The organism is Pseudomonas sp. P9_2 (assembly GCF_034008255.1).
Classification (GTDB): domain Bacteria; phylum Pseudomonadota; class Gammaproteobacteria; order Pseudomonadales; family Pseudomonadaceae; genus Aquipseudomonas; species Aquipseudomonas synxantha_A.
On the sequence record NZ_CP125376.1, the window covers coordinates 1,763,525 to 1,789,306 of the forward strand.

General features: G+C 59.2%; 17 protein-coding genes. 3 read left to right on the top strand and 14 right to left on the bottom strand.

All coding sequences use genetic code 11. The features are described from left to right. Positions 1-13 precede the first annotated feature (13 nt). Positions 14-997: a type III secretion effector protein gene (locus QMK52_RS07700; RefSeq protein WP_242462634.1), complete on the top strand. Its 984-nt coding sequence runs from the start codon at positions 14-16 to the stop codon at positions 995-997. 87 nt (positions 998-1,084) lie between these two features. Here the strand turns inward: QMK52_RS07700 and QMK52_RS07705 are convergent, their stop codons facing one another. The 14 genes from QMK52_RS07705 to tssA form a co-directional block, all read right to left on the bottom strand. After that, positions 1,085-1,531 (bottom strand): hypothetical protein, encoded by a 447-nt coding sequence (locus QMK52_RS07705; RefSeq protein ID WP_032803752.1) that lies wholly within the window; start codon positions 1,529-1,531, stop codon positions 1,085-1,087. Between the two features lie 24 nt (positions 1,532-1,555). Then, on the bottom strand, positions 1,556-5,914 hold the full coding sequence (locus tag QMK52_RS07710; protein ID WP_194439603.1) for an RHS repeat-associated core domain-containing protein: 4,359 nt from the start codon (positions 5,912-5,914) through the stop codon (positions 1,556-1,558). Positions 5,915-5,945: 31 nt separating this feature from the next. Continuing rightward, positions 5,946-6,659, bottom strand: a complete 714-nt coding sequence (locus QMK52_RS07715) for a hypothetical protein (protein ID WP_320403981.1) — start codon at positions 6,657-6,659, stop codon at positions 5,946-5,948. A gap of 2 nt (positions 6,660-6,661) precedes the next feature. Beyond that, positions 6,662-11,050 (bottom strand): RHS repeat-associated core domain-containing protein, encoded by a 4,389-nt coding sequence (locus QMK52_RS07720; RefSeq protein ID WP_320403982.1) that lies wholly within the window; start codon positions 11,048-11,050, stop codon positions 6,662-6,664. A gap of 14 nt (positions 11,051-11,064) precedes the next feature. Continuing rightward, positions 11,065-11,499 carry a DcrB-related protein gene (locus tag QMK52_RS07725; RefSeq protein ID WP_032878688.1) on the bottom strand — a complete coding sequence of 145 codons (435 nt, stop codon included), beginning with the start codon at positions 11,497-11,499 and terminating at the stop codon, positions 11,065-11,067. Positions 11,500-11,514: 15 nt separating this feature from the next. Continuing rightward, positions 11,515-13,461, bottom strand: coding sequence for a type VI secretion system Vgr family protein (locus tag QMK52_RS07730; protein WP_194439600.1), 1,947 nt, complete (start codon positions 13,459-13,461; stop codon positions 11,515-11,517). A 156-nt stretch (positions 13,462-13,617) separates the two neighbouring features. Beyond that, positions 13,618-16,281, bottom strand: a complete 2,664-nt coding sequence (gene tssH / locus QMK52_RS07735; RefSeq protein WP_320403983.1) for a type VI secretion system ATPase TssH — start codon at positions 16,279-16,281, stop codon at positions 13,618-13,620. Continuing rightward, entirely contained in the window at positions 16,274-17,317 is a 1,044-nt protein-coding gene (gene tssG, locus QMK52_RS07740) for a type VI secretion system baseplate subunit TssG (RefSeq protein ID WP_122732972.1), read from the bottom strand. Before tssG ends, tssH begins: the two co-directional genes overlap by 8 nt. Continuing rightward, entirely contained in the window at positions 17,281-19,140 is a 1,860-nt protein-coding gene (gene tssF, locus QMK52_RS07745; RefSeq protein ID WP_122732973.1) for a type VI secretion system baseplate subunit TssF, read from the bottom strand. The genes tssG and tssF overlap by 37 nt, the downstream gene beginning before the upstream one ends. Continuing rightward, entirely contained in the window at positions 19,137-19,652 is a 516-nt protein-coding gene (gene tssE, locus QMK52_RS07750) for a type VI secretion system baseplate subunit TssE (RefSeq protein WP_005792513.1), read from the bottom strand. The genes tssF and tssE overlap by 4 nt, the downstream gene beginning before the upstream one ends. Positions 19,653-19,730: 78 nt before the next feature. Further along, a complete protein-coding gene (locus tag QMK52_RS07755; RefSeq protein WP_005792512.1) occupies positions 19,731-20,219 on the bottom strand; it encodes an Hcp family type VI secretion system effector in 489 nt (162 codons plus the stop codon). Positions 20,220-20,393: 174 nt separating this feature from the next. Beyond that, a complete protein-coding gene (gene tssC / locus QMK52_RS07765) occupies positions 20,394-21,890 on the bottom strand; it encodes a type VI secretion system contractile sheath large subunit (RefSeq protein ID WP_005792511.1) in 1,497 nt (498 codons plus the stop codon). A gap of 2 nt (positions 21,891-21,892) precedes the next feature. Next, positions 21,893-22,399, bottom strand: a complete 507-nt coding sequence (gene tssB / locus QMK52_RS07770) for a type VI secretion system contractile sheath small subunit (protein WP_003195557.1) — start codon at positions 22,397-22,399, stop codon at positions 21,893-21,895. A 54-nt stretch (positions 22,400-22,453) separates the two neighbouring features. After that, positions 22,454-23,473 carry a type VI secretion system protein TssA gene (gene tssA, locus QMK52_RS07775; protein ID WP_320403984.1) on the bottom strand — a complete coding sequence of 340 codons (1,020 nt, stop codon included), beginning with the start codon at positions 23,471-23,473 and terminating at the stop codon, positions 22,454-22,456. Between the two features lie 393 nt (positions 23,474-23,866). Here tssA and tagH point away from each other — a divergent pair, with 393 nt between their 5' ends. Together tagH and tssJ are read left to right on the top strand one after the other, a co-directional pair. Then, positions 23,867-25,213, top strand: coding sequence for a type VI secretion system-associated FHA domain protein TagH (tagH, locus tag QMK52_RS07780; protein WP_320403985.1), 1,347 nt, complete (start codon positions 23,867-23,869; stop codon positions 25,211-25,213). A gap of 56 nt (positions 25,214-25,269) precedes the next feature. Beyond that, positions 25,270-25,779: a type VI secretion system lipoprotein TssJ gene (tssJ, locus tag QMK52_RS07785; protein ID WP_005792508.1), complete on the top strand. Its 510-nt coding sequence runs from the start codon at positions 25,270-25,272 to the stop codon at positions 25,777-25,779. Positions 25,780-25,782: the final 3 nt, after the last annotated feature.

A 25,782-nucleotide genomic window follows, 5' to 3' on the forward strand; every position in this document is an offset into this window, starting at 1 on the left:
TAGAGGTGTATATATGCAAATCTTCGATCAGCCCCTTGTTCCATTGCTCACGCCATTAACCCAGCAAAAAAAGACGGAGATCAAATCGCCGTCGACGTCGGGTAGTACGGGTACCGAGGCAAATAGTTCAAACGATAAACCGGATTACAGTCAGAACAAAGGGAGCGCTCAATACCCTCAAGCGACCCCTGAGGAACTCGTTAGTCGAAGCAAACGTGCTGCTGAAAGACTCGGCACGCCAAGGATCAGCTTCAAGCCCAAACCCAAGCCCAAACCTAAACCCGAGTCCAAGCCCAAGCCTAAGCCCGCGCCTCCCGCGCCCAAGCCGAAACCCACGCCCCCAAAGCCAGCGGGAGGATCGAACGGTCCCGGGGCGGCACGTAACACTGGAAATGACATTGTCGGCTTGCAACAGAACAACGCTTTCCCACCGGTTTCGCCGTCAGTCGCGATGACTATACGTAATGCGCTTCTAACGTCAGGGACCAGCAATTTGGTCAATAGCGGTTTTACCGTGGGGCAGCATTTCGTTTCCAAAGGCCTGGAAGAAAGGGTTGCAGCACAGGCAAAGATGCCTGGAGCAGAAGTAAAGAAACCAGACGGCACGACGGGTACCGTAGACCCTGCCGCGACGGAGGAGCAAAAAATGCAGGCGCGTCTTACAGGCGCAGAAATAAACACTGAGTCTCTGACCAACAGCATCATTTTCATCAACGAAGGCCCAGACGCGAAGGCTGTGGTAGCTAGCCCCGACGCGCCAACGGATACACAGGGGCGTTTAACCAACCTTGAGAAGCGGATGGACGCGATAGAAAGCCAAATGCCCGACATCGCTAAGCGTTACGGGCTTATCTATACCCCGTATGAGGCGTCTGAGTCATCGGAGGCGCCGACTGACAAGGCGCGTATGGAAAATGTTGAAAAGCGCTACGCGTTTATGAATAAGATGGTTAAAACATTGGTCACACTTAAGCAGAACGAAGCTGACGCTGACTAGATTTGTAAATGCAATGAGGGCGGATTTAGCTGAATAAATCCGTCCCGTCCTCTTTTTAGATTTTTTATGTGAAATAAAACCTTGAGGTTACTTGAAGATTTCCCACGTTGTTTCCCCCTCGTAAGTTTGCACAGCCATCCGATAGATATCGGTCCATATATCCCCTGTCGGCCTTTTAACAAGGTGTTTTGCACCAAATACATAAACAGTCTCACCTAGCGATATCCTTTCTTTGATGTGCTGCGCTGTAGGGGGTACCAGGAATTGATGCAAAAAGACCATAGGGTGCCCCTGATGATACAGCCAGGCAGGTTCGCCTACCCATACGGGTTTATCCTTCATGCAAAGGTATTCGTTATCGAGTCGCTCCGTTAGCCATTTTTTTTTATTTTTCGGTGCGCCTTGCGCTACATATTCTTCGTAAAGCTTGCGAGCAAAATCCTCTGCGCTTTCATCTTCCATCGAGGCAGATTTTTTTTCCGCGACAGTCATTGCCGTGCCCCAGAAAACGTGAAAATCAGTCAACTCACTCATATCTGCTGCTCCTGAAAGGGTTCTCTAAAATTGCCCTGTGGTTTTTACAATTCTCACCAAATCCCAGCCGGTATGGCGATACTTGTCCATTGACTCATGCCCCCAAGGCGTCGCCTTGGTCAAGTTCCAATCTTCATGAGCCACTTTTGATCCGGCGCGTTGTGGAATGTATTGATGATTCAGCTCCATCGACACCGTGATTTCCTTGGTCCTGCCAACACGTCCCTTTAGTCGGCTTCTCAGAGTATTACGATAACGAACCTCTATTCTCATCTGCGGTGCCTTGCCTAGGGCCATTCGAGCCAGGTTTCTAGTTGAGTACTGGCCTGGCCGGGCATTGGCACCCGCGGCTTTCCAAACACCTTTCCTTGCTGTGCTCCAACATTTCCAGCCCCACGGGTCGATCCAGGCGATCGGATTCGGCCCATATTGATAGAGATTGATCCCTCCCGCCAACCCAAGAGGATCCGGTGTGGTAAACCGCCCGATATCCGGGTCGTAAAACCGGAATGTATTAAAATGCAGTCCCGTTTCTCGATCTAGATATTGCCCCTGAAACCGTAAGTTCTGCTCTTCGATGTAGGTAGGCTCGCGCACTTCCTCCACCGTACCGCCCCACATTCGGTAACTGGTCCGCCAGATGACTTCGCCGTCTTCTTCGGTTAGCTGCTCCGGCTGGCTATTGAGGTCGTTATGGTAGTGACGGATTTTTTGCACAGGCCCCGTGCCGTCGACCCGGGCTACGGGCTTGTAGCCTTCATCTTCATAGATATAAAGGCTGGACTGACTATGCCTGGATTCCTGCAAGAGACGCAGCTCGTCCCAGAGGAAGCGCGTCATCCCCAACTGATAGCCATCGCTGCCATACTCGGCTTTTTCAATGCGACGCCCCAGGGGGTCATAGGTCATCCTTATCCTGTTGCCGCTATCATTTCGTACTTCAATCAGACGACTTTCCGCATCGTAGACAAAGCGCTGTAAACCGCGAGAGGCACTGCGCTTTTCGACCAGGCGACCCAAGGCGTCGTACCGGTAACGCTTATCTTGATAGGTCAGCAGCCGGTTATGTTTTACCAAGCCACCTTGATGTGAACTATCGAGCAGGTTGGCTGCGGCATCATAGGCGCAGGTTTCGCTCCGTCCTGCCTGGTGGCTGACAAGAATCCGTTCGGTACTGTCGTAACCCAGATGCTCTTGATGATCGTGCACGCGATCGACACGATGACGTCCAATCACGTTGTCGCTGGGATCGTAGCTATAGTCGGTCTCTACCAGTGGTGGCAGCTGCCACGGCTGATCGATGCTGCGCCGCTGACGCGAGCGGACCCTTCCACTTCGATCATAGGCGGTACTTGTCTTGAGTTGACCCTGGGTACGCTGCACTTCGCGATGCAAGCGATCACGCTCGAAGTCGCTGATAACCTTTCCATCGAGATTCAACTGATGCAGGTGGCCACTGCCGTAATACAGGCGGTTCAGCCATCGACCATCAGGCAAGCCGGTTTGAATCAGATTTCCCAGTTCGTCGTAACGATGCTGCACAGACCCTGCCGAGCTTTTCTCCTCAAGGAGCTGCCCCATGGCGTCATAGCTGAAGCCAAGTAATTGCTCATTACCATCAGGCGCCGTGAAAGTAACACCGACCAGTTGGTCGTTGAGGTCGTGCGCGTAGCTGGTGGTACCGTCCGCAGTTATTTTGCTGACCAGGCGTCCCACGGGATCTCGCTGAAACTGATGTGACAGCGGCGCTACCGGCTCACCTTCCGTTCCCGGCAGGTAGTCAACGGCGACGACATCATCCAGCGGGTCATAGGTGTAGCAGCGCCGGCTTTTATCCAGGTCCTGCTGCTGCACCATGCGGTCGGCTGCATCCCACTCAAAGCGATAACTCTCACCGTTCTCGTTGGTCAGCTTGCTCAGACGTCCGTAGGCATCATGATCGAACATGACCGAACGGTTATGCGCGTCCCAGCGCTGTTTGACCAGACCGCGAATGTCATAGGCATAGCGTGTGGTGCTGCCGGCAGGGTCTACGTGGGCAGTCAGATAACCACTTGCGCTGCGTTGGAATTGTTCGACGCGGCCGTCCGGAAGCTGACATTCCAGAAGCAGCGCCTGAGGGCCGTATCGGTAACGCACCGATTCACCTTCGGCATTGGTCTGCACCACCAGATTGCCAAACGCATCGTATTGATAACGCGTCGGATAACCCGAACAATCCACTTCTTCGACCAGTTGGCTCCACTCGTTCCAATGCAATGTTCTGGATTTTTCCGTCGCATCGATGATGCGCACCGGCTGTCCGAAACCGTCATAGACATAGCGCGTGCGGTTGCCCAGTGGATCGACTTCCTCAATGCAGTTGCCACGTTGGTCGTAGCGGTAATGCCAACTATTGCCCGCAGGGTCGGTTTCAACCTGAGGCAATGCCCAATGCGCAAGCCATTGTGTGCCACGGGTCCTGCCCAGCGGATCGGTCACTGTACTCAGGTTGCCGGAGTCGTCGTAACAGAAGCGCCATCTGCCGTTCTTTGGGTCAATCGCGCCTGCAAACTGGCGATCTTCGTTCCATTCGAATTCCCAGATACTGCCTGCGTTATCAACGTATCGGGTGATCTGATATTGCGGGTTCCAATGCCGAGTGCTGACGCGCATCAACCCATCGGTTACGCGTGTAATGCCCGCATCCAAGTCGTAGTCGAAGGTGTATTCATCGCCCGCATCTGTCCAGTGCCGACTGACGCGCCATTCCTGGCCGTCTGGTCCAGGTACTTGAGCCCATTGGTAGAAGCAACGCAGACCACTCGCCAATTGGTGCTCGACCATGCGTCTGCTGCTGTCGTAGGCAAAGCGTCGTAGGGTCGTGCCTTGTGCATCCAATACTTCGGCAAGATCGCCGTTGCTGTCATAGCGATAACTGACAAGTACGTCGCTGCGTGCATCGAAGTGGTCCTGGCGCAGGTATCGCCGCTCGATGTGGCTCACACGACGCGGATGCTGAGTTGTATAACTCAACTCGACGTGCATGAAATCATGGGTGTCACGCAAGCGGTGAAGCCTTCCCTGGGCATCGTAATCGAGAAAGATCCGCCCTTCATTGCGATCACCCAGCAGGTGCAAGCGCATCCGTGAGTTGTTCTGCGGGTCGATTTCGAACAGCCGATACAGACCGTCGATGCTCTCAATCAATACCGCGCCTTCACCGCTGCGTCTCACCGCAAGGCCTTCGCCCGGATCGAACGCTCCACCGGACAACGGGATATAACCGATCTCCAGGCGCCGTCCCTGCTCATCGATATAGAACAGGTTTTCGTCGGCATCTATTTCGACCGACACCTCATAGTCGACGCTCCAGCCTGCGCCGAAGAGGCCGTTGCGACGTGTATCGAGACTGTTGTAGAAACGTTGCCAATCGATAGGGAGCAGGCCGGGCAGAACAAAGTCCAACTCCTCCTCTTCGCCCAAGACCTTGGCCCCTGTCGCGCTGTGCACCGGATTGGGCGAGCCATTCATGGCGCCCTTGAGCGCAGAGGTGACCTTGGCGGTCCCATAAGAAATCGCGCCGCCCACCAACGCACTTCCGATCATGCACGGCAGTTTGGTCCAGAAACACTTCACATTGCCCCGCAATGCCATCACCACGGCAATCGCCAGCCCCACCCCCGGCGTTTTCCCGCTGCGAATCTCCTGCACCACGATGGTCTCGCCACCAATGCGCACATCCGGCGAAATCAGGCCCTCAGCCGTCCCAATCTTCGCATCGCAGGTACTGCGATCCCCGCTGCGTGCCGCCGGCTGACCATTGATGAATACCGAGCTGGAACCCTCGGCAATGAATTGCAGCGGCATCGGCGGGTGCTTGTTGCACCCCACGGTATCCAGCGGGCACGGCTCGGTGCCGGGCGCAGGCGAGGCGACGGTCGGGCGCCACATCTGCGAGAAAAACTCACCTGCCATATCCAGGAAGCTCGGCGCTGCCGGCTCGCTGGGCGCGACGGGCACAGCCGTCATCTTGCCGGCAGCGCGGGCAGCCTTTTTGCCATTGATGAACACGTTGTGCGAGCCGCTGGTGATGAACGCATCGATCACCGGCGGGAACACCCAGTTAGCGGCGGACTCGCACCAACTGGATATCTTCAGGTCCGCCCCCGTGAGGCCCGCGGTGATGCCGACGACCGCGCCCACTACCAACACCAATGCGACGCCACCAGTGGCAATGGTTGCACCGGTCGCGAGGAAAACCGCCCCGGCAACGGCCAGGCAGCCCACGGTAGTGATCGCCGCATAGGCGGCCACTTCCAGCACACCGCCGAGAATATCGGCCATCACCGAGGTGTGCAGCAGTGCGTCGCCTTCGCGGGCAGCCCAGAGATCGTCACTCATGGCTTAGGATCGAGCTGAGCGGCTATTGGGTTCATGCGTAATAGTCGATGAAGTCTTCCAGTGAAGACTGGACTGTATTTTTTCTGGAGGCGCTTTTGATTGATGGGATATGCGGCAATATGTTTGTTTTAAGTTCATTGGCCACTGAAGCCATGTCGTTATCGAGTGCTTCGACAGTGTTGTCCGACATGATGTCAAGCAGTGCGGCAAACAGTCGATACTCATCGCTGTCCGCCCGGTTGTCAGGATCCAACGGAGCATCATTCTGGCCTACCAAATAATCCAGAGGGTTGAATAGCTCAAAACCGAAATACTGATCGTCCGCCAGGATTATCGTGAAGTCCTTTCCAAGGTTGACTCGGGTGAGAGCCTCTTTTTTAGTTGGAGGGCGCATGAAGCAAGACAACTGTCGGCCAAGAGGATCAAATAGTCTGAGCATGGTCGGCAGAACGTTAAAGACCGGCTTATGAAGTTTGATGCGGCCGGTTATTGTTTTATCGATTCTGAAAATACCCAGATGATTTTCTCCCGGTACGGAGAGCTCCAGGCAAGCCAGGTCGCCGTTTTCAGAGAATGAAAAGAGGTCCGAATTCTCTGAAATCCAATGCTCGGAGTTCGTATGCGGTTTGCGTGATGTGTCGAGGCGGACCACGGAAGAATTGGTGTCGAAAACCCATCTGACAGACGCATCCTCATAATAGAGTTGCGAGGTTTCTATCAATTCAATGTTGGGGGTGATCAGCATTTTTAAAAACCGTCCATTTTGGTCGCGGGGGGGATGAACCCACCGTTTGGTCTCGGGATTTCCCCTTTCAAAATCATATCAGGTGTTATTGGCAGGCCTGGATCAGTGGATTTGCCACCATAAATAGCCGCACCGCTTTCGCCACGGGGTCCGCCAGGCCCATAGCTGGTAATCACGTTCCCCTGAGCCCCACCCTTGCCATGGGTTACCACGATATTGCCTTCATTGTGGAATATCAGGTTGCCGTTCTTGGCTTGGTAGACCCCTTGAGGGCTACTTAAAACATGTTGCTCCAGGTCATTACCCAATCGCCCGTGATAATCCTTTCCACGTCGCACTTTTCCATTTTTGGCGTTGCCAATGATTTTGCTTATCGGGCACCCGGCGAGTCCGAGCGGGTCGATCCAGGTGATCGGATTTTTACCGTAAGCGTATAGATTTATTCCTCCCGCCAAACCGATGGGGTCCGGGGTAGTGAATCGTCCTATATCGGGGTCATAAAATCTGAGTGTGTTGTAGTGCAACCCGGTTTCACGGTCCAGGTATTGGCCCTGAAAGCGCAGATTTTGTTCTTCGATGTAGTAGGGTTCACGAGTTTCCTCAGTCGTATTTCCCCAGACGCGATATCGGGCCTGCCATACCTTACTGCCATCCGCCTCAGTTAGTTGCTCAGGCAGGCCATTGAGATTGTTGTGGTAGTAGCGAATGCGTTGATGTTCACCGGTGCCATCCACACGGGCCAGCGGTTCATGGCTACCAGTTTCATACAAATACAGGCTGGTTTGGCTGTGGTGATGTTCTTGGAGCAAGCGCAGGCCGTCCCAGTCAAATCGAACTTGCGACAGGCAGCGCCCTCGGTTGTCATACTCTGTTTTGGCGATGCGCCTTCCGATCGGGTCATAAGTCATTTTGACCACGGTTTCCCGCTCACCCTTACAGTTGCGTATTTCGATCAGCCGGTGCTCTGCATCGTAGGCAAATCGTTGCAAGCCGCGGGTATTACTGCGTTTTTCGATCATTCGACCAAAGGCGTCGTACTTGTAACGTTTATCTTCGTAGACAAGCAGACGGTTGAGTCGAACCAGACTGCTTTGTCGTGGTGCGTCCAAAAGGTTGGCCGCCGCGTCGTAGGCATAGGTTTCGCTCTGGCCCGGCTGAAGGCTTGCAAGGATCCGCCCGCTACTGTCGTAGCCCTGTTGCTCTCGATGATCATGCTTGTGGTTGATATGCCGGCGCCCGATCAGGTTGTCGCTGGGATCGTAGGTGTAGTCGGTCTCCACCACCGGTGGCAGTTGCCAGGGTTGGTCAATGGTGCGGCGTTGATGTGAGCGAATCCGGCCACATCGGTCGTAGGCTGTACTCGTCTTTTGCTGGCCTTGAGTGCGTTGTATTTCACGATGCAGGCGGTCACGCTCGAAGTCGCTGATGACCTGTCCGTTGAGATTCAACTGATGAAGGTGGCCGCTGCCGTAGTACAGGCGGTTCAGCCAACGACCGTCGGGCAACTGGGTCTGAATCAGGTTGCCCAACTCGTCATAGTGATGCTGCAAGGACCCTGCAGTGCTTTGCTCCTCCAGCAGTTGCCCCAGCGCGTCATAGCGAAAACCCAGTACTTGCTCTGCACCGTCAAGTGGGGTGAAGGTGACGCTCAGGAGTTTATCGTTCAGATCATGCTCATAAAGGGTGGTGCCATCCGCAGTGGTTTTGCTGGTCAGACGTCCAACTGGATCTCGCTGAAACTGTCGGGACAACGGCGCTACCGGTTCGCCTTCCTTCCCTGGTAGATGGTCCACGGCTACCACATCATCCAACGAATCATAAATGTAGCAGCGCCGACTCTGGTCGAGATCTTGCTGCTGCACCACGCGGTCGGCCGCGTCCCATTCAAAGCGGTAGCTTTCGTCATTTTCGTTGGTCAGTCTTAAAAGCCGTCCGTAGGCGTCATGATCGAACACAACTGTGCGGTCATGTGCATCCCAGCGTTGGCTGACCTGGCCGCGCAGGTTGTAGGCATAGCGAAAAGTATTGCCGGCAGGATCGACATAAGTTGTGAGATAACCACTGGCGTTGCGCTGAAATTGTTCGAGGCGACCATCCGGTAGTTGCCGCTCAAGGAGCAATCCCTCAGCGCTGTAGCGATGACGCAGCGATTCTCCTTCTGCATTGGTCCGAACTATCAGGTTGCCGAAAGCGTCGTATTGGTAGCGAGTGGGATAACCCGAACAATCCACTTCTTCGACCAGTTGGCTCCACTCGTTCCAATGAAGTGTCCTGGTTTTTTCCGTGGCATCAATGATGCGCACCGGCTGCCCGAAACCGTCATAGACGTAGCGGGTACGATTTCCCTGGGGGTCGATTTCTTCGAGGCAATTGCCACGCTGGTCATATCGATAGTGCCAACTATTACCCGCAGGGTCGGTTTCGACTTTGGGCAATGCCCAGTGCTCCAGCCACTGTGTGCTGGTGGTTCTGGCGAGTGGGTCTATTACCGCGCTCAGGTTGCCTGACTCGTCGTAATTGAAGTGCCACTGGCCGTTTTTCGGGTCGATCGCGCCTACCAATTGACGGTCTTCGTTCCAATCGAACTGCCAGGTATGGCCCAGGTTATCGGCGTAGCGAGTGATCTGGTACTGCGGGTTCCAATGCCGGGTGCTGACCCGCATCAGGCCGTCAGTGACGCGGGTGATGCCAGCTTCCAGATCGTAGTCGAAAGTGTATTGATCTCCTGCATCGGTCCAGTGACGACTGACGCGCCATTCCGAGCCTTGCGGTCCAGGCACCTCAGCCCATTGGTAGAAGCAGCACAAGCCACTTGAACGTTGGTGTTCGATCATGCGCCGAGCACTGTCATAGGCGAAGCGCCGCTGGGTTGCGCCTTGTGCATCCACCACCTCAGCCAAGTCGCCGGAGTGGTCATAGCGATAGCTGACGAGTATGTCGCTGCGCGCATCGAAATGGTCCTGGCGCAGGTAACGCCGTTCGATGTGGCTCACGCGCCTTGGGTGTTCAGCCGAGTAGCTCAGTTCAACATGCATCAAGTCATGGGTGTCGCGCAGGCGATACAGTCGCCCCTGACTATCGTAGTCGAGGAAGATCCGCCCTTCGTTACGATCACCCAGAAGGTGCAAGCGCATCCGCGAGCTGTTTAGCGGGTCGGTTTCGAAGAGCCGGTACAAGCCTTCGGTACTCTCGATCAGTACCGCCCCCTCTGCGCTGCGCCTGACGGCCAAGCCCTCGCCAGGGCTGAAAGCGCCGCCAGACAACGGGATATAGCCAACCTCCAGGCGGCGCCCTTGCTCATCGATATAGGTAAGGTTTTCATCGGCATCAATCTCTATCGCCACCTCATAGCCGACACTCCAGCCCGCGCCGAAAAGACCATCCTGACGTGTGTCAAGGCTGCTGTAAAAACGCTGCCACACGATGTTGAGCAGGCCGGGCAGGATGAAATCCAGCTCTTCGTTCTCGCCCAGGACCTTGGCCCCCGTCGCACTGTGCACCGGATTTGGCGAGCCATTCATGGCGCTCTTGAGCGCAGAGGTGACCTTGCTGGTCGCATACGAGACGGCGCCACCGAATACTAAGCCACCCACTAGACACGGCAACTTGGTCCAAAAACATTTCAAGTTGCCCCGCAATGCCATCACCACGGCAATGGCCAGCCCCACCCCTGGCGTTTTGCCGCTACGAATCTCCTGCACCACAATGGTCTCGCCACCAATGCGCACATCCGGCGAAATCAGACCCTCAGCCGTGCCAATCTTGGCGTCACAGGTACTGCGATCCCCGCTGCGTGCCGCAGGCTGCCCGTTGATGAACACCGAGCTGGAACCCTCGGCAATGAACTGCAGGGGCATGGGCGGGTGCTTGTTGCACGCCACGGTGTCCAGCGGGCAAGGCTCTGTGCCGGGCGCAGGCGAGGCGACCGTCGGGCGCCACATCTGCGAGAAAAACTCTCCGGCCATATCCAGGAAGCTTGGCGCTGCCGGCTCGCTGGGCGCGACGGGTACAGCCGTCATCTTGCCGGCAGCGCGGGCAGCCTTTTTGCCATTGATGAACACGTTGTGCGAGCCGCTGGTGATGAACGCATCGATCACCGGCGGGAACACCCAGTTGGCGGCGGACTCGCACCAACTGGATATCTTCAGGTCCGCCCCCGTGAGGCCCGCGGTGATGCCGACGACCGCGCCCACTACCAACACCAACGCGACGCCACCAGTGGCAATGGTCGCACCGGTCGCGAGGAACACCGCTCCGGCAACGGCCAGGCAGCCCACAGTAGTGATCGCCGCATAGGCGGCCACTTCCAGCACACCGCCGAGAATATCGGCCATCACCGAGGTGTGCAGCAGTGCGTCGCCTTCGCGGGCAGCCCAAAGATCGTCACTCATCGCTCAGGCTCGACTCAGGGCGTAGCAGTAAAATTGAGCGTGTTTTTCAGCGTTGCCCAATGCGCCGCCTCGGCAGGGCCCAGGGGCTGGGTCTTGACGTAGCTCAGTGCAATCAGTTGGCGGGTGCCGGGTATCTGCATTGCCAGCTGATATTGGTAAATGTTGTCGCTGCCTTTGTTGAAACGGTTCTGTACTTCAAAGGCGTCGATGTCCTGCGTCGGACCGACCTTGACCGCTTGTGCAGGGGAATAGCGCAGATCCTTGACCTGCTGCTCGAGTTTCTTCAGCTGGCCTTCGAAATTGCTTTGCAGGCTCTCGCCGTCCGCCAATGGGCTGCGGCTCACCACTAGGGTGGTGCCCAGCTTGGCGAACTTGAGGATATTGATCGAGGTGTCCTGTACCTCGGCATCGGGCAGGGTGAATTGGGCTTCGTTGATCAGGTAATTCATGATGAAGAAATCTCGTTATTGACCAGCGCCGGGCTTGCCGGGGAATTTTGATTCGACGGCGGACTTGATCGTGTCTTGCACGCCCTGTGCGCCGGGTGATGTGCCCTTGTCACTGCCCAGGTTGATGTCCAGTTTGCCCTTTGTCTGGATCTTGCTGCTGCCGGTGGAAAACAGGTTGAACGAGCCGCAGGTCAGGTTGATATCCCCGCCTGCCTTGAGCTCGATCACGCTGTCACCGCACACCAGGCGAAGATTCTCGCCGGCTTCGATGGTGTAGTGCGTGGCGGCACTGTCGGACTTGGCGCCACCGACGATCACCGTGTCGTTGTTGCGCACCACCCGCAGGCGATTGCTGCCGATGGTCACCGTCTCGTTATGGCCAATACTCTTGTTGCGGTCATGCCCCACCGAGTGGCTTTCATCCACCTCCACCACGATGTCCTGATTGCGCTCGGCATGGATATACAACTGTTCCAGACCCTTCTTGTCCTCCATGCGGATTTCATTGAAGTTGGCCGGCGTGCCGCCTTTGCTCGATCGGCTTTTCATGCCGCTCTGGGTGGCGTTTTCCGGCAGGTCGTAGGGCACGGTCTGCTCGGCGTTGTACACCCGCCCGGTGATGATCGGCCGGTCGGGGTCACCTTCGAGGAAGCTGACGATCACTTCCTGGCCAATCCGTGGAATCTGCATCGAGCCCCAGTTCTTGCCGGCCCAGGATTGCGACACACGGATCCAGCACGAGCTGTTTTCGTTGGATTGGTCGTGGCGGTCCCAGTAGAAATGCACCTTCACGCGGCCGTACTGGTCGGTCCAGATTTCCTCGCCTTTGGGGCCCACCACCAATGCAGTCTGCGGGCCTTTGACGATAGGGCGATGGGTGTTGGCCAGCGGGCGGAAACTCTGTTGTGCATCGATGCAGGTCAGGCTGCTTTCGAATTGCGCCGAACCGGAGCCGCCGCCGCTCTCCAGGCTTTCCTGGACGATGTAGTAGCGACAGCCGACGATCAGGTATTCGCGGTTCTGATCCTGACGACTGAAGCCGGTGAGGCTGAACAGATGGCCCGACCCCAGGCCACGCGCATTGCCGGCGAACTCGATCTGCTCATGCAGGGTTTGCAGCGCTTCGATGCGGGTACGTGCGTAGTGTTCGCCATCGGCGCTTTGCACGTAGGTGCCGGGGTAGTCGTACAGCGGATAGTCGCCGCCGGTGTGCGGACGCGGCATGGCCGAGCGCACGTCGATGCTCGCGCTGGGGCGCTGGAAGTCGTAGTCGTTGAGCTCCAGCGAACCCGGCTGCACCTCCTGCGCCAAGTGCCAGTTGTGCATATGGTCGCGTTCGCGTTGCTGCTCGTCCTTGGGGTAGTAGGGGATCGACCCGTAGCCCGGCACCGTGGTGTGGGCGCCATAGGCGTCGGCCAGCACCAGCACGTGGCGATCCTGTTCATGGCGAAAGAAATAATAGATGCCTTCTTGTTCCATCAGGCGGCTGACGAAATCGAAGCTGGTCTCGCGGTACTGCACGCAGTATTCCCACTCGCGATACGGTCGGCTCAGGGCGTCTTCGAAATCGGAAAAACCCAGGTCGCGGAACACCTGCTTGATGATCTGCGGGATGCTCAGGTTCTGGAAAATCCGGCAATCGGAGGTGCGGCTGAGCAACCACAGCCATGGGCGCAGGGTGACCTGGTAACTGGCGAACTGACCCTGGTCGATGTTCTGGCTGCAACGCGCGACGATGCCGTGAAAGTGCCGCTCGCCACCGTCCGCCAGTTGCAGGCCCACGCTTATGGGCTTGCCGAGCAACTGGTTGAGGTCGATGTTGGCGTCCAGGGACGTCAGTTGCAGCTCATAGTTGAACAGCCTGCCCAGCTCTTCACCGCCGCCCATTTCATTGAGCAACAGCACATCCGGCCCGAGAGGGCTGGTGATCTTGGCCAGGCGTGAGGCTTGGTTGAATAGCATTGGGCGTCCTGTAAAGGTCTTGATTACTGAAGGAACCGAATCCAATGTGGGAGCTGGCTTGCCTGCGATAGCAATTGAACATTCAACATTGATGTTGACTGATACACCACTATCGCAGGCAAGCCAGCTCCCACATTTTGACCGTGTCCCGTCAGGTCAATCTGCGTCGCTGAAGTCGTAGTGCAATTCATTATCCCGACTGCTGATCCGCACCCCCGCCAGCGCCTTGCCTTCCAACATGCGCGTGAGGAACTCACGGCTCATGTCCGGCAGCAGGCTGTTGGTGAGGATAGTGTCGATCATGCGCCCGCCGCTTTCGGTTTCAGTGCAGCGCGAGACGATCAAATCGACCACTGCATCGTCGTAGTCAAAGGCGACTTTGTGGGTGTTCTCCACACGCTTCTTGATGCGGTTCAGTTGCAGGCGCGTGATCGCCTTGAGCATCTCGTCGCTCAGCGGGTAGTAGGGAATGGTCACCAAACGCCCCAGCAGCGCCGGTGGGAAAATCTCCAGCAACGGCTGGCGCAGGGCCTTGGCGATTTCTTCCGGCTCGGGAATGTTCGCCGGGTCCTTGCAGACGTGGGAGATCAGCTCGGTACCGGCATTGGTAGTCAGCAGGATCAGGGTATTCTTGAAGTCGATCACCCGGCCCTCACCATCCTCCATCACGCCCTTGTCGAACACCTGGAAGAAGATCTCATGCACGTCCGGGTGAGCTTTCTCTACCTCATCCAGCAGCACCACGCTGTAGGGTTTGCGCCGCACCGCTTCGGTCAGCACGCCGCCTTCGCCGTAGCCGATATAGCCCGGTGGCGCGCCCTTGAGGGTGGACACGGTGTGGGCTTCCTGGAACTCGCTCATGTTGATGGTGATGACGTTCTGCTCGCCGCCGTACATGGCTTCGGCCAGTGCCAGGGCGGTTTCGGTCTTGCCCACACCCGAGGTGCCGGCCAGCATGAACACGCCAATCGGCTTGCTCGGGTTGTCGAGGCCGGCGCGGGAAGTCTGGATGCGCTTGGCGATCATCTGCAGGGCGTGGTCCTGGCCGATGATGCGTTTTTTCAGGTGCTGGTCGAGGTTGAGCACGGTCTCCAGTTCGTTGCGCGCCATGCGGCCCACCGGGATGCCGGTCCAGTCGGCGACCACCGAGGCCACGGCCTGGTAATCCACGGTCGGCAGGATCAGCGGGGTTTCGCCTTGCAGGGCGGTGAGGCGTTGTTGCAGGTCGATCAGTTGCGTGCGGAGTTCATCGCTGCCGCTGTCTACGACGCCGGCCTTTTCGCGCAAGGTGGCACGGGTGGCGAGCAGTTCATCCACCAGGGCTTTCTCTTCGGCCCAACGGTTTTCCAGGGTCGCCAGGCGCTCGCGCTCGGTGCTCAACAGGGCTTCGCTGTTGCTCTGGCGCGTACCAATGGCAATGCCGATGGCCTGTTCGCGGGCGATGATTTGCAGCTCGGTTTCCAGCGCTTCGATGCGGCGACGGCTGTCGTCCACTTCGGCGGGCACTGCGTGCAGGCTGATGGCGACACGGGCGCAGGCGGTGTCCAGCAGGCTCACGGACTTGTCCGGCAACTGGCGCGCCGGGATGTAGCGGTGCGACAGCTTGACCGAGGCTTCCAGGGCTTCATCGAGGATCTGCACCTGGTGGTGTTTTTCCATGGTCGAGGCCACGCCGCGCATCATCAGCAGCGCCTTGTCTTCCGACGGCTCGGCAACCTGTACCACCTGGAAACGGCGGGTCAGCGCCGGGTCTTTCTCGATGTGTTTCTTGTACTCGGCCCAGGTCGTCGCGGCCACGGTGCGCAAGGTGCCACGGGCGAGAGCGGGCTTGAGCAGGTTGGCCGCGTCACCCGTACCGGCGGCACCGCCGGCGCCCACCAGCGTATGGGCTTCGTCGATAAACAGGATGATCGGCTTGGGCGAAGACTGCACATCTTCAATGACCTGGCGCAGGCGCTGTTCGAACTCGCCCTTCATGCTGGCGCCGGCTTGCAGCAGGCCCACGTCGAGGCTGCGCAGTTCCACGTCTTTCAAGGCGGGCGGCACATCACCGGCGACGATGCGCAAGGCGAAACCTTCGACCACGGCGGTCTTGCCCACCCCGGCCTCACCGGTGAGGATCGGGTTGTTCTGGCGTCGACGCATGAGGATATCCACCAGTTGGCGAATCTCTTCGTCACGGCCGACGATAGGGTCGAGCTTGCCGCTACGGGCCTGTTCGGTCAGGTCAACGGTGAAGCGCTTGAGCGCTTCCTGCTTGCCCATCGCACTCGGCGCCATCGCACCGCTGGCTTCACCCGGCACTGCACCGGCATTGAAACCATCGCTGGCGCTCAAGGCATTTTCCGGCGAGTCGCCGACATACTCGTCAAAGCGCTCGCTCAGGGCTTCGGCCTTGATTTTGTCGAATTCGGCGGACAAGCCCAGCAGCGCATGGCGCAGGCTCGGCGTTTTCAGAATGCCCAGCATCAGGTAACCGGTGCGCACCTGGCTTTCGCCAAACATCAGGCTGCCGTACACCCAGCCACGTTCCACCGCTTCTTCCACGTGGGAGGACAGGTCGGTGATGGAGGTCGAGCCGCGCGGCAGGCGGTCCAGGGCCTCGGTAAGGTCACGGGCCAGGCGCGCCGGCTCTACATTGAACTGGCGGATGATGCGGTGCAGGTCCGAGTCCTGCAATTGCAGTAACTGGTGAAACCAGTGGGCCAGCTCCACATACGGATTGCCCCGCAACTTGCAGAACACGGTGGCGGCTTCGATGGCCTTGTAGGCCACGCTGTTGAGTTTGCCGAACAGTGCGGCGCGACTGATTTCACCCATGCTCTGGATTCCTTGAGGTAGTGGCGTGATCGGCGTAATGCCGGGCCAGGATTAGGTCGTTGGCGTCATGCGCAGGTTGGCCGAGCCAGGTGTTGAAACCCAGGCGGAACTGGCCGTTGAGTTGCAGTGCCGGAACTTCGGGTTGTTGCAAAACCAGGTTCAGGTCCCAGTCCAGTTCATGGCCCAGGTACTCGGCCACCCAGGCCACCAGCTCGTTGAATGGCTGGCTGCCGGGCAGCATGCCCATGTAGTCGTCCAGCTTGAGCGGGCCCAGGCGGATACGGAATTTATGCTGGCGGTCCCACACAAAGCGGCCCAGGCAAAAATCCACGCCCAACTGGTTGGCGCTCACACCGACGCGGCTGCGCTCGGGTAATTCCAGCCATTGGCCGACGTATTCCTCGATCGCTACCGGCAGGCCGAAATACTCGCCAAGGATCGCCTTCAAGCCATCCGGGTAGCGGGTTTGCGCCGACAGGTGGCCGCTGTAGTGCAGCTTGGCGGTATCCGGGATAAGGCCCTGATTCTGCAGGCTTGGCATACCGCGGCCACTGAGGGCGGCGAGGCGTGCGGACCAGTAGTCATCGTCCGGCCGGTCGTGGCTGACCGTCGGACGCGCCTCGGCCCAGGCTCGGTAGAACAGCGTCAGCAAGCGATGGTGGAACACATCCAGGAACTGCTTGCTGGTGCTGTCGGCGTTATTGCGCTGACGCTCGCGCACGTACTCGGTGATATGCAGCGGCAGTGGGCCGTTGGGGCCGCCGAGGCCGAAGAAGAACTGCTCCAGCCGCGCCGGCTTGCCGTCGCCGCCGGGGTCGACCGACGCCAGCGTGGCCGGCGCGAAGGTGCAATCGGCCTGTTGCCCGAGGCGCAACGGGTCATCCGACAGGCGCAGGGAATGGCCCAGGCGCGGCAGGTCCGGCGATTCGCACTCGATACGCCGCAGCGCCTGGAAGAAGTCATATTCCCAGGGCTCCTGATGCATCGCATCCAGGGTACTCACAGGGTCGGACGCCGTCCGGGCTTGGCTTTCCATCGCATGATCTCGCCGCGTTCGGTGGTACGGATCACCGTCTCGGTAAAACTGTTGATCGACACATAGCGTGCCAGGAAGCGCTCCAACACCGCACCGAGCAGGAACACACCGGTGCCGCGAAACGCGTTTTCATCGAATTGCAGGGTGATTTCCAGGCCCCGGCCAAACACGATCGGCCCGGGCATCGGCAGGCGCCGGGTCACCGCCTTGCTGCTGACTTCGCGCAAGCCTTCGATCTGCAATTGCAGAGCGGCGTCGTTACTGTCGCCGTACAGGCGCAATAACTCACGCAGGGCGCCGGCACCCTGGCCCTGTTCGCTCAAAGACAGGTAATTGAGCGACAGCTGGCTGATCAGGCGCCAGGCCTTGGCATCGTGGGCATGGCTGGCGCGTGGGCGGCTGGGACCTGCGACGCAACGCACTGAAAGCACCGGAGCGCTGTCGGCCAGGGTGAAATCGGTCTTGCCGTTGCCCACGCTCATGAACAGCGGCAAGTCACGGTTGGTGCACAGCGCCGTGACGCCCAACTGGCGCAAATCATGGCCGTAGGGCGCCTGGCGGCTGTCCACCAGGCTGACGAAGGTTTCGCTGCCCACGTAGGTGGAGCGCGGGCCGTTGCGGCGCTGGTCGCTGGACAGCACGCGTGGCTCGCGGCGCACCGTGTAGTAAGCCTGGTCACGGCCATAACGCGACGGATCACGCACTGCATAGAAGGGTAAAAACGGCTGCTCCGGCCCGGTGCCGTGGCCAGTGATGCCGCTCAACGAGTGAATCTCGAAATCCATCGGCCGCGTGCGGTCGGCGATCACGTGGTGTTCGTTGACCCGGTCAGACAAGTGGATGCGGTCTACACGTTTTGGGAACAGGTTGATCGCGGGGGTGCAGAAGGGCAAAAACTGCGCTGCGCCAACGCTGCCTTCCAGGCTCGGTTCGTGGCGGTCGAACAGCACGATCAGTTCCAGCTCCTGGCCGTCGCAACGCTTGACCGCCCGGCCCAGTTCGGCGAACTCGACGAACAGGAAGCGGTGGGGCAGGGCGAAGTATTCCTGCAACAGCCGGTAGCCCTGGAACGCCCGCGCCACTACCGGCATCGCCGCGTCGGCATCGTCAAACCCGCGGGAGCGCAACGCGTCTTGGGGCAAACGCTCAACCCAATCGCCGCCGGGTTGGCGTGCAAACACCGCGCAGGCATTGCCCAGCAGTTGTTCGTAGAGGCGGAATGGTTGCTCATCGGCGCCGCTGAGGTACAGCGGCAGGTTATCCAGCTCAAGGCTGCTGAACGGCAATTCGGCACCGGTGCGCAGGGTCAGGCGCAAACCCGCCTTGGCTTTCGGCTCGCTGGCGGCCAGGCGACCGAGCACGGCGGCGGGGTTGCCGAAGTATTCGGCGGCGCTGACCTGCAACGGCCACAGCGTTACTGGATGTGCGGTGCGGTACTCACAGCAGGTCTGGGTTTCGCGGCCCAGGGCGGCGCGCAGTACCGTGTCGCGGGGCAGGGGGAAACCGCTGGCCAGAGAGCCTTCATCCGGGTCGGTCTGCAACTGCACCACGGTCATCGACGGGGTGGGCGCCAGGTAGTGCGGGTAGGCGATTTCCAGCAGGTTGTGGGTGAAGGTCGGGTACTCGGCGTCGAGCTTGAGCTGCACCCGGGCCGTGAGGTAGGCAAAGCCTTCAAGCAAGCGTTCGACGTAGGGGTCGGCGCAGTCCATGCCGGACAGGGTCAGCCGACTGGCGATCTTCGGGTATTCCTTGGCGAACTCGGCGGCGCTTTCGCGCACGTGGTGCAGTTCCTGGTTGTACAGCTCCAGCAGGCGCGGATTCATGGGCGTCTCCGCTGGTCGGCATTGACCACGCGTACATGGCCCGACTCCAGGTCGAGGTCGGTTTGCAGCAGCAGGCGCAACGGCACTGGCTGTGCCCACAGGTCGCCTTCGATCTCGAAACTCAGGGCGTTGTGGTTCATCTCGCCATGGCCGACACGGGCTTTGACCCGCAGGGTGTGGCGCAGGATGCGTGGCTCGAAGGTGGCGATGGCCTGGTAGATCAGGGCTTCCAGGGCCTTGATGTCGACACTGGAAACGCTGTTGCCCGCCAGTGCCGGCAGGCCGTAATTGACCACCGAGGTACCGGCCGGGGTGTGCAGCGTCGCATCGGCATCAAGCAACGAGGTGGTGTTGAGCAGCCACGCCAGGTCACGCAGTACCGAGGCTTTCAATTGGGTCAGGGATAGCACGCGTTTGTCGGCGCTTTCCTTGGGATTGGTCGGGTCGTCGTCGGTCAGCCGGTCCAGCAGGGACGGTTGCAGACGGTCGCGGGAAGCGATTTCAGTTACCACCAAAGCAGCTCCACGGACGGGTTGCGAGAGGGACAAGATGCCTGTGGCCGTGGCGCGGGGTCACGGCCACAGGGGCTATCAGCGCTTGGTGTTGGAACGGATGTTCCAGCCAAACTTGATCGCGCCGCCGTCTTTGGTGCCGTCGGCTTTCTGCGGCTGGTAGTCGACCATCACTTGGGCGAAGTTCAGGGTCACGTTCTCGGTCAGGCGATCATCGGTGCCCGAGCCGCCGGTGCTCAGGGACGTGACCAGCACTTCTTCCAGGTTGATCACCATGTACTCGACCTGGCTTTCGCCACCGGCCTTGCGCACGGTCAGCTTGACCTTGTCGATGTGCTTGCCGCTGGCGCAGTGCATCATCAGGTTGGGCGAAGCCTTGTCGACGTACTTGGTCAGCGACAGGTCCTGGATATTCACCTTGCCCGCGCCGCCGCCACCGCCAACATGCATGTTGCCGGACTGGGCCATGCCCCAGCTCCAGTTCAATACGTCGATTTCGTCCTTGTGGGCCTTGTCCATGGACTCGCCCTTGATGTCGCCGATCTTGATGAAAATATCAACAGCCATGTTTTCTCCCTGTGTGGACTCAGCCACTGTATTTGTTAACGCCGCCGACCCCTGTAGGAGCGAGCTTGCTCGCGAAGGTCGTCAACGGCGACGCGGGCATCCTGGATGAACGCAGCGCCTGCAAGTTTTTCGCGAGCAAGCTCGCTCCTACGGGGAGCGAGCCAGTCCCGATTTTTAAGCGCTTTTTGCCGAAGGCAGCTTCGATACCAAACGCAACGACACCGTCAGCCCTTCAAGCTGGTAGTGCGGGCGCAGGTAGAACTTGGAGTTGTAGTACCCCGGGTTGCCTTCGACTTCTTCCACGATCACTTCGGCAGCCGCCAACGGGTGCTGGGCCTTGGTGGTTTCGGTGGAGTGCGCAGGGTCGCCGTCGACGTAGTTGAGGATCCAGTCCTGCAACCAGCGCTGCATCTCGTCCTTCTCTTTGAAGGAGCCGACCTTGTCGCGCACGATGCACTTCAAGTAGTGGGCGAAACGGCAGGTGGCGAACAGGTACGGCAGACGTGCGGCCAGGTTGGCGTTGGCGGTGGCGTCCGGATCGTCGTATTCAGCCGGCTTCTGCAACGACTGGGCGCCGATGAACGCGGCGAAGTCGGTGTTTTTCTTGTGCAGCAGCGGCATGAAACCGTTCTTCGCCAGTTCCGCTTCACGGCGGTCGCTGATAGCGATTTCGGTCGGGCACTTCATGTCCACGCCACCGTCATCGGTAGGGAACGTGTGGGCCGGCAGGTTTTCCACTTCACCGCCAGACTCGATACCACGGATACGCGAGCACCAGCCGTAGTGCTTGAACGAGCGGTTGATGTTCACCGCCATCGCGTAGGCTGCGTTGGCCCAGGTGTACTTGGAGCTGTCGGCGCCGTCGGTGTTTTCTTCGAAGGCAAAGGCTTCCACCGGGTCGGTCTTGGCGCCATATGGCAGGCGCGCCAGGAAGCGCGGCATGGTCAGGCCGATGTAGCGCGAGTCTTCCGATTCACGCAGCGAACGCCAGCCGGCGTATTCCGGGGTGGTGAAAATCTTGGTCAGGTCGCGTGGGTTCGACAGTTCCTGCCAGGAGCCCATGCCCATTACGGTGGGCGATGCGGCCGCGATGAACGGCGAGTGCATGGCGGCGCAGACTTTCGACAGCTCGCCCAGCAGTTCCACGTCGGGTGGCGACTGGTCGAAGTAGTAATCGCCTACCAGGCAACCGTAAGGCTCGCCGCCGAACTGGCCGTATTCTTCTTCGTACATCTTCTTGAAGATCGGGCTCTGGTCCCACGCGGTGCCCTTGAATTTCTTCAAGGTCTTGTGCAGCTCCGGCTTGGAAATGTTGAGCACGCGAATCTTCAGTTGCTCGTCGCTCTCGGTGTTGTTGACCAGGTAGTGCAGGCCACGCCAGGCGCTTTCCAACTGTTGGAAATCCTGGTGGTGGATGATCTGGTTAACCTGGGCGGTGAGCTTGGCGTCGATGGCGGCGATGATCGATTCGATCGACTTGATCGCGTCGTTGGACACCAGGTCGGTTTGCGCCAGGGCTTGTTCGGCCAGGGTGCGCACCGCGGTTTCCACGGCTTCGCGGGCACGCTCGGTCTTGGGTTTGAATTCTTGCAGCAGCAGGTTGGCGAACTCGCTGGCTTCTTCGGTAGCACCCAGGATCTGGCTGCCTTCGCGGGCGGTATTGTCAGTCATGATTACTGCTCCCCTGCAGGCTTGGGCGCGCTGGCAAGTGCCTGAAGCAGTGCCGGGTCCTTGATCGCCTTCATGATGATTTCTTCAGCGCCGGTCTTGCCGTCCATGTAGGTCAGCAGGTTGGCCAACTGAGTGCGGGCTTCGAGCAACTGGTTCAGCGAGTCAACCTTGCGCGCTACGGCGGCCGGGCTGAAGTCGTCCATGCTTTCGAAGGTGATATCCAGGCTCAGGTTGCCTTCGCCGGTCAGCTCGTTGGGTACGTGGAACGCCACGCGTGGCTGCATGGCCTTGAGGCGTGAGTCGAAGTTGTCGACGTCCACTTCAAGGAACTTGCGGTCGGCCACGGGTGCCAGCGGCTCGGCGGGCTTGCCGGCGAGGTCGGCCATCACACCCATTACGAAGGGCAGCTGGACCTTTTTCTCGGCGCCGTAGAGCTCGACGTCGTACTCGATCTGCACTCGAGGCGCACGGTTGCGCGCGATGAATTTCTGAGAACTTTGCTTCGCCACGTTGCTGCTCCTGGTCGCTTGAGCGACGGTGTTGTTACTGCACGGTCCGGCGGCTTACTCGCTGTCCGGGCCGCGCAGGTTTTCAAATTGGGACATGCCGTCGGGAATCAGATTGCGCACAATGGCCGCGAAGTCGGCGTGCACCAGATTTTTCGCTCGGTTCAACAACACCGGCAGCGGGCTCGAAGGCTCGTGCCGAGTGTAGTACGCAAGGATTTTGTCGAGGCTGCGCAGCACATCATCGCGAGTAGCGATGTCGCCCGTCGGGCGAGGGGCTGCGGGCGCAGCGGCGAAATCGACCGAGGGGGCATTGTCTTCACTGACGGCCTCGGGTTCGCTGCTGCTGTCGGTGCCAGGCACCGCTTGATTGAGTATTTGCAGGGCCTGTTTGAGCGGTTGCTTCAAGGCGCTGAGGTCCACGCCCTGGGCGGAGCCGACCTGGTCATTGACCTGTTGCTCGATGGCTTCGCAGGCCGTACGCGCTGCGATCAACGCGTCGCGGGTGGCTTGCAGCAGCTCGGGGTCGCTGTCGAGGAATGCTGCGTTGAGCTGCTGGTTGCCCAGCTGCTCGTCGGCAAAATTCTGCAGGCCGCTGGCATTGAGCGCGGCGCGCAGGCTTACGGGCCCGAAGGTGCGTGAGCGTGTCAGGATGCTTTCGCGCAACAGGCGAATATTGGTGTCGCAGGTCAGGCCGGTCAGGGCGTTGATGCGCACGGTGGGGTCGTTGTCGTCGTCGGCATCCAGGCGTGGATGTACGTCGGCCCAGTATTCGCGCAGCAAGGCGTTGATCAGGACAAGGACTTCAGCCAGCCCGGCCACGCCCTGCAAGGCGAGGGAGCTTTGCAGCAGGAAATGAGTGATGCGCAGGTCTTTGCTGCGCTGCAACAAGTCGAGGCTCTGCTGCTGGATGCTGCGCCACTCCGGCGGCTCGGCGGGCAGGATCGAGTCGCCCATGCTGCGTTCGGGCTGGCCCTTGGCATCACGTTCCAATTGCAGAAATTGCGCGTCATATTCCATGTCTTCGCCACAGGGCGAAGTTGCAGAAACGGCGGTGAGCAGCAACGGCACATCCACTGAATTCGATCTCCTTATCAGCCCGCTGGAAGGCGGGCAACGCATGCATTAGTTGCGCAATGAACTGTGCATGTTTTCTTGGTCATACAATCAGAGTGCCACTACTGCGCCATCACTGATGTTCAAGAAGTTGTGCATTTTTGGTGTAGTACTTATGCCTTGTCAAGGTAAGCTATTCGCCCTCTGTGACAGATGTGCGGTGTTTAACAACCTGCGCGACTGGCGGGTCGAAAGGCGTGCCCATGGAGGATTTTTGTCATGCAAGCCAGTTAAGATCAGCGATCATGCTGGTAAAAGCAGATTTTGGCGGTCGTTTTCGCGACCGCGGGCAAATCTTCAGGGAAGCGTGGCCCTTTGGGTAGACCGCGCGCGATGCATCAGCAAGGAGGCAAGATGTCGCTGTGTTTGACTATCACTAGTTATCACAAGATTACCCCAGGGCAATGCGCTGAAAAGTCCATGGATCAGGGCAGGATAGCTATTGGTCGCAGTTCGGATAATGACTGGGTATTGCCTGATCCTGAGCGTCTCGTCTCCTCCCAGCATTGCGTTATTCAATACAAAGATGGCCGTTATTACTTAACCGATAACAGCACCAATGGTGTGGAGTTGGTCAAGGCCGGTATTCGTATGCGCCGGGGTAACAGCGAGCCGCTGCAAGATGGCGAGTTGATCCGCATCGGCGATTACGAAATCCAGGCGCGCATCGACTTCAACGTGCAAGCCGTCGACAGCCAGCCGTTTGCCGGTGAGTCGCCAAACAGCTTCGAAGCGCTGATGGGCGCTGTGGTGAGTCCGCCTGCGCCTACGCCGATGATCGCGCCGCAATTCCACGGCGCCTCGTCGATGGAGACCCTGCCAGACCTGTTCGACTTCCTCAGCCCCACCGCCGTGCCGCCGCCCACCGTGGCGGACCATGTGCCATCCGAACAACACGATTTCCGCCCGCCGGCTTCGGTTGCTGTACCGCTAGTGGAGAAACCGGTGGTGCAAGGCGCTGTCATTCCTGAAGACTGGGACCTGTTTGGCGACGCGCCTGCGCCCGCGCCGGTCGCCAATGCCGCGCCTGCCCCGGCGCCGATTGCCCCAGCACCGATTGCTCCGCCGCCCGTGGTCGAGCCGGTTGCGCTCACCGTGGCCGACGCTGCGCAACCTACCGACCTGTTGCAAGCCTTCCTGCGTGGTGCCGGTCTCGACCAGTTGCGCCTGGACCAGGCCGACGCCAGCGCCCAGATGGAAAGCATCGGCCGCAGCTACCGGCTGATGGTCGAGGGCCTGATCGACGTATTGCGCGCCCGGGCTAGCCTCAAGGGCGAGTTCCGTATGCAGCAGACGATGATCCGCCCCGCCGAAAACAACCCGTTGAAATTCGCCCCGAATGCCGACGAAGCGTTACTGCTGCTGCTTCGTCATGGCAACCAGGCGTTTATGGCGCCGGACATCGCGGTACGGGACAGTTTCGACGATTTGCGCGCCCACCAGTTGGCCGTGATGGCCGGCGTGGAGGCGGCGATCAAACACCTGCTCACGCGCTTTGAACCGGCGCAGTTGGAGGAACGCATGGGCAAGCCCGGTGGCCTTTCGAGCATTTTCAACGGCTCGCGCCAGGCCCAGTACTGGCAGCAGTTTACCGAGCTCTACAGCAACATTTCGCGCGAGGCCCAGGAGGATTTCCAGGACCTGTTCGGTCGCGAATTCAGCCGGGCCTACGAAGAGCATAGCGCACGACAGCGACGCTAAAGCGCGTCGCACTTATGGATAAAACGGATAGCTAAACACGTCATTGAGGACGCAGGATGATTCCCAGGTTTTTACTCGCAGCTGCTACCGCGCTGCTGCTGACCGCGTGTGCAAACGATGCGGCCAAACCCGAAGCGGCTGCCGACACGCAAGCCAACAGCGCCGCCGTCGAGTTGCATTTCCACGCGATCGCCGGGCTTAACCCCGGCGCCAATGGCCAGGCTGCGCCGGTGCGGGTGCGTATTTTCGAACTGAAAAACGCCGCGACCTTTTCCCGCTCCGATTACTTCGCCCTGGCTGACCGTGCGCAATCCACCCTCGGCCTCGACCTGCTGGACCAGGATGAAGTGGTGGTGCAACCCGGCCAGCAACTGAGCATTCAGCGTGACCTCAACCCGGCCACGCGCCAGATCGGCGTGCTGGTGGGCTATCGCGAGTTGGACCGCGCGCAATGGCGCGCCGTGATCAACGTAGCGCCGCGCCAATCCAGCGAATACCAGATCAGCCTCGATGTGCGTGCCGTGCGCGCCGACGTCGTGGTTTCCCCCTCCAGCCCAGCCCAATAACAA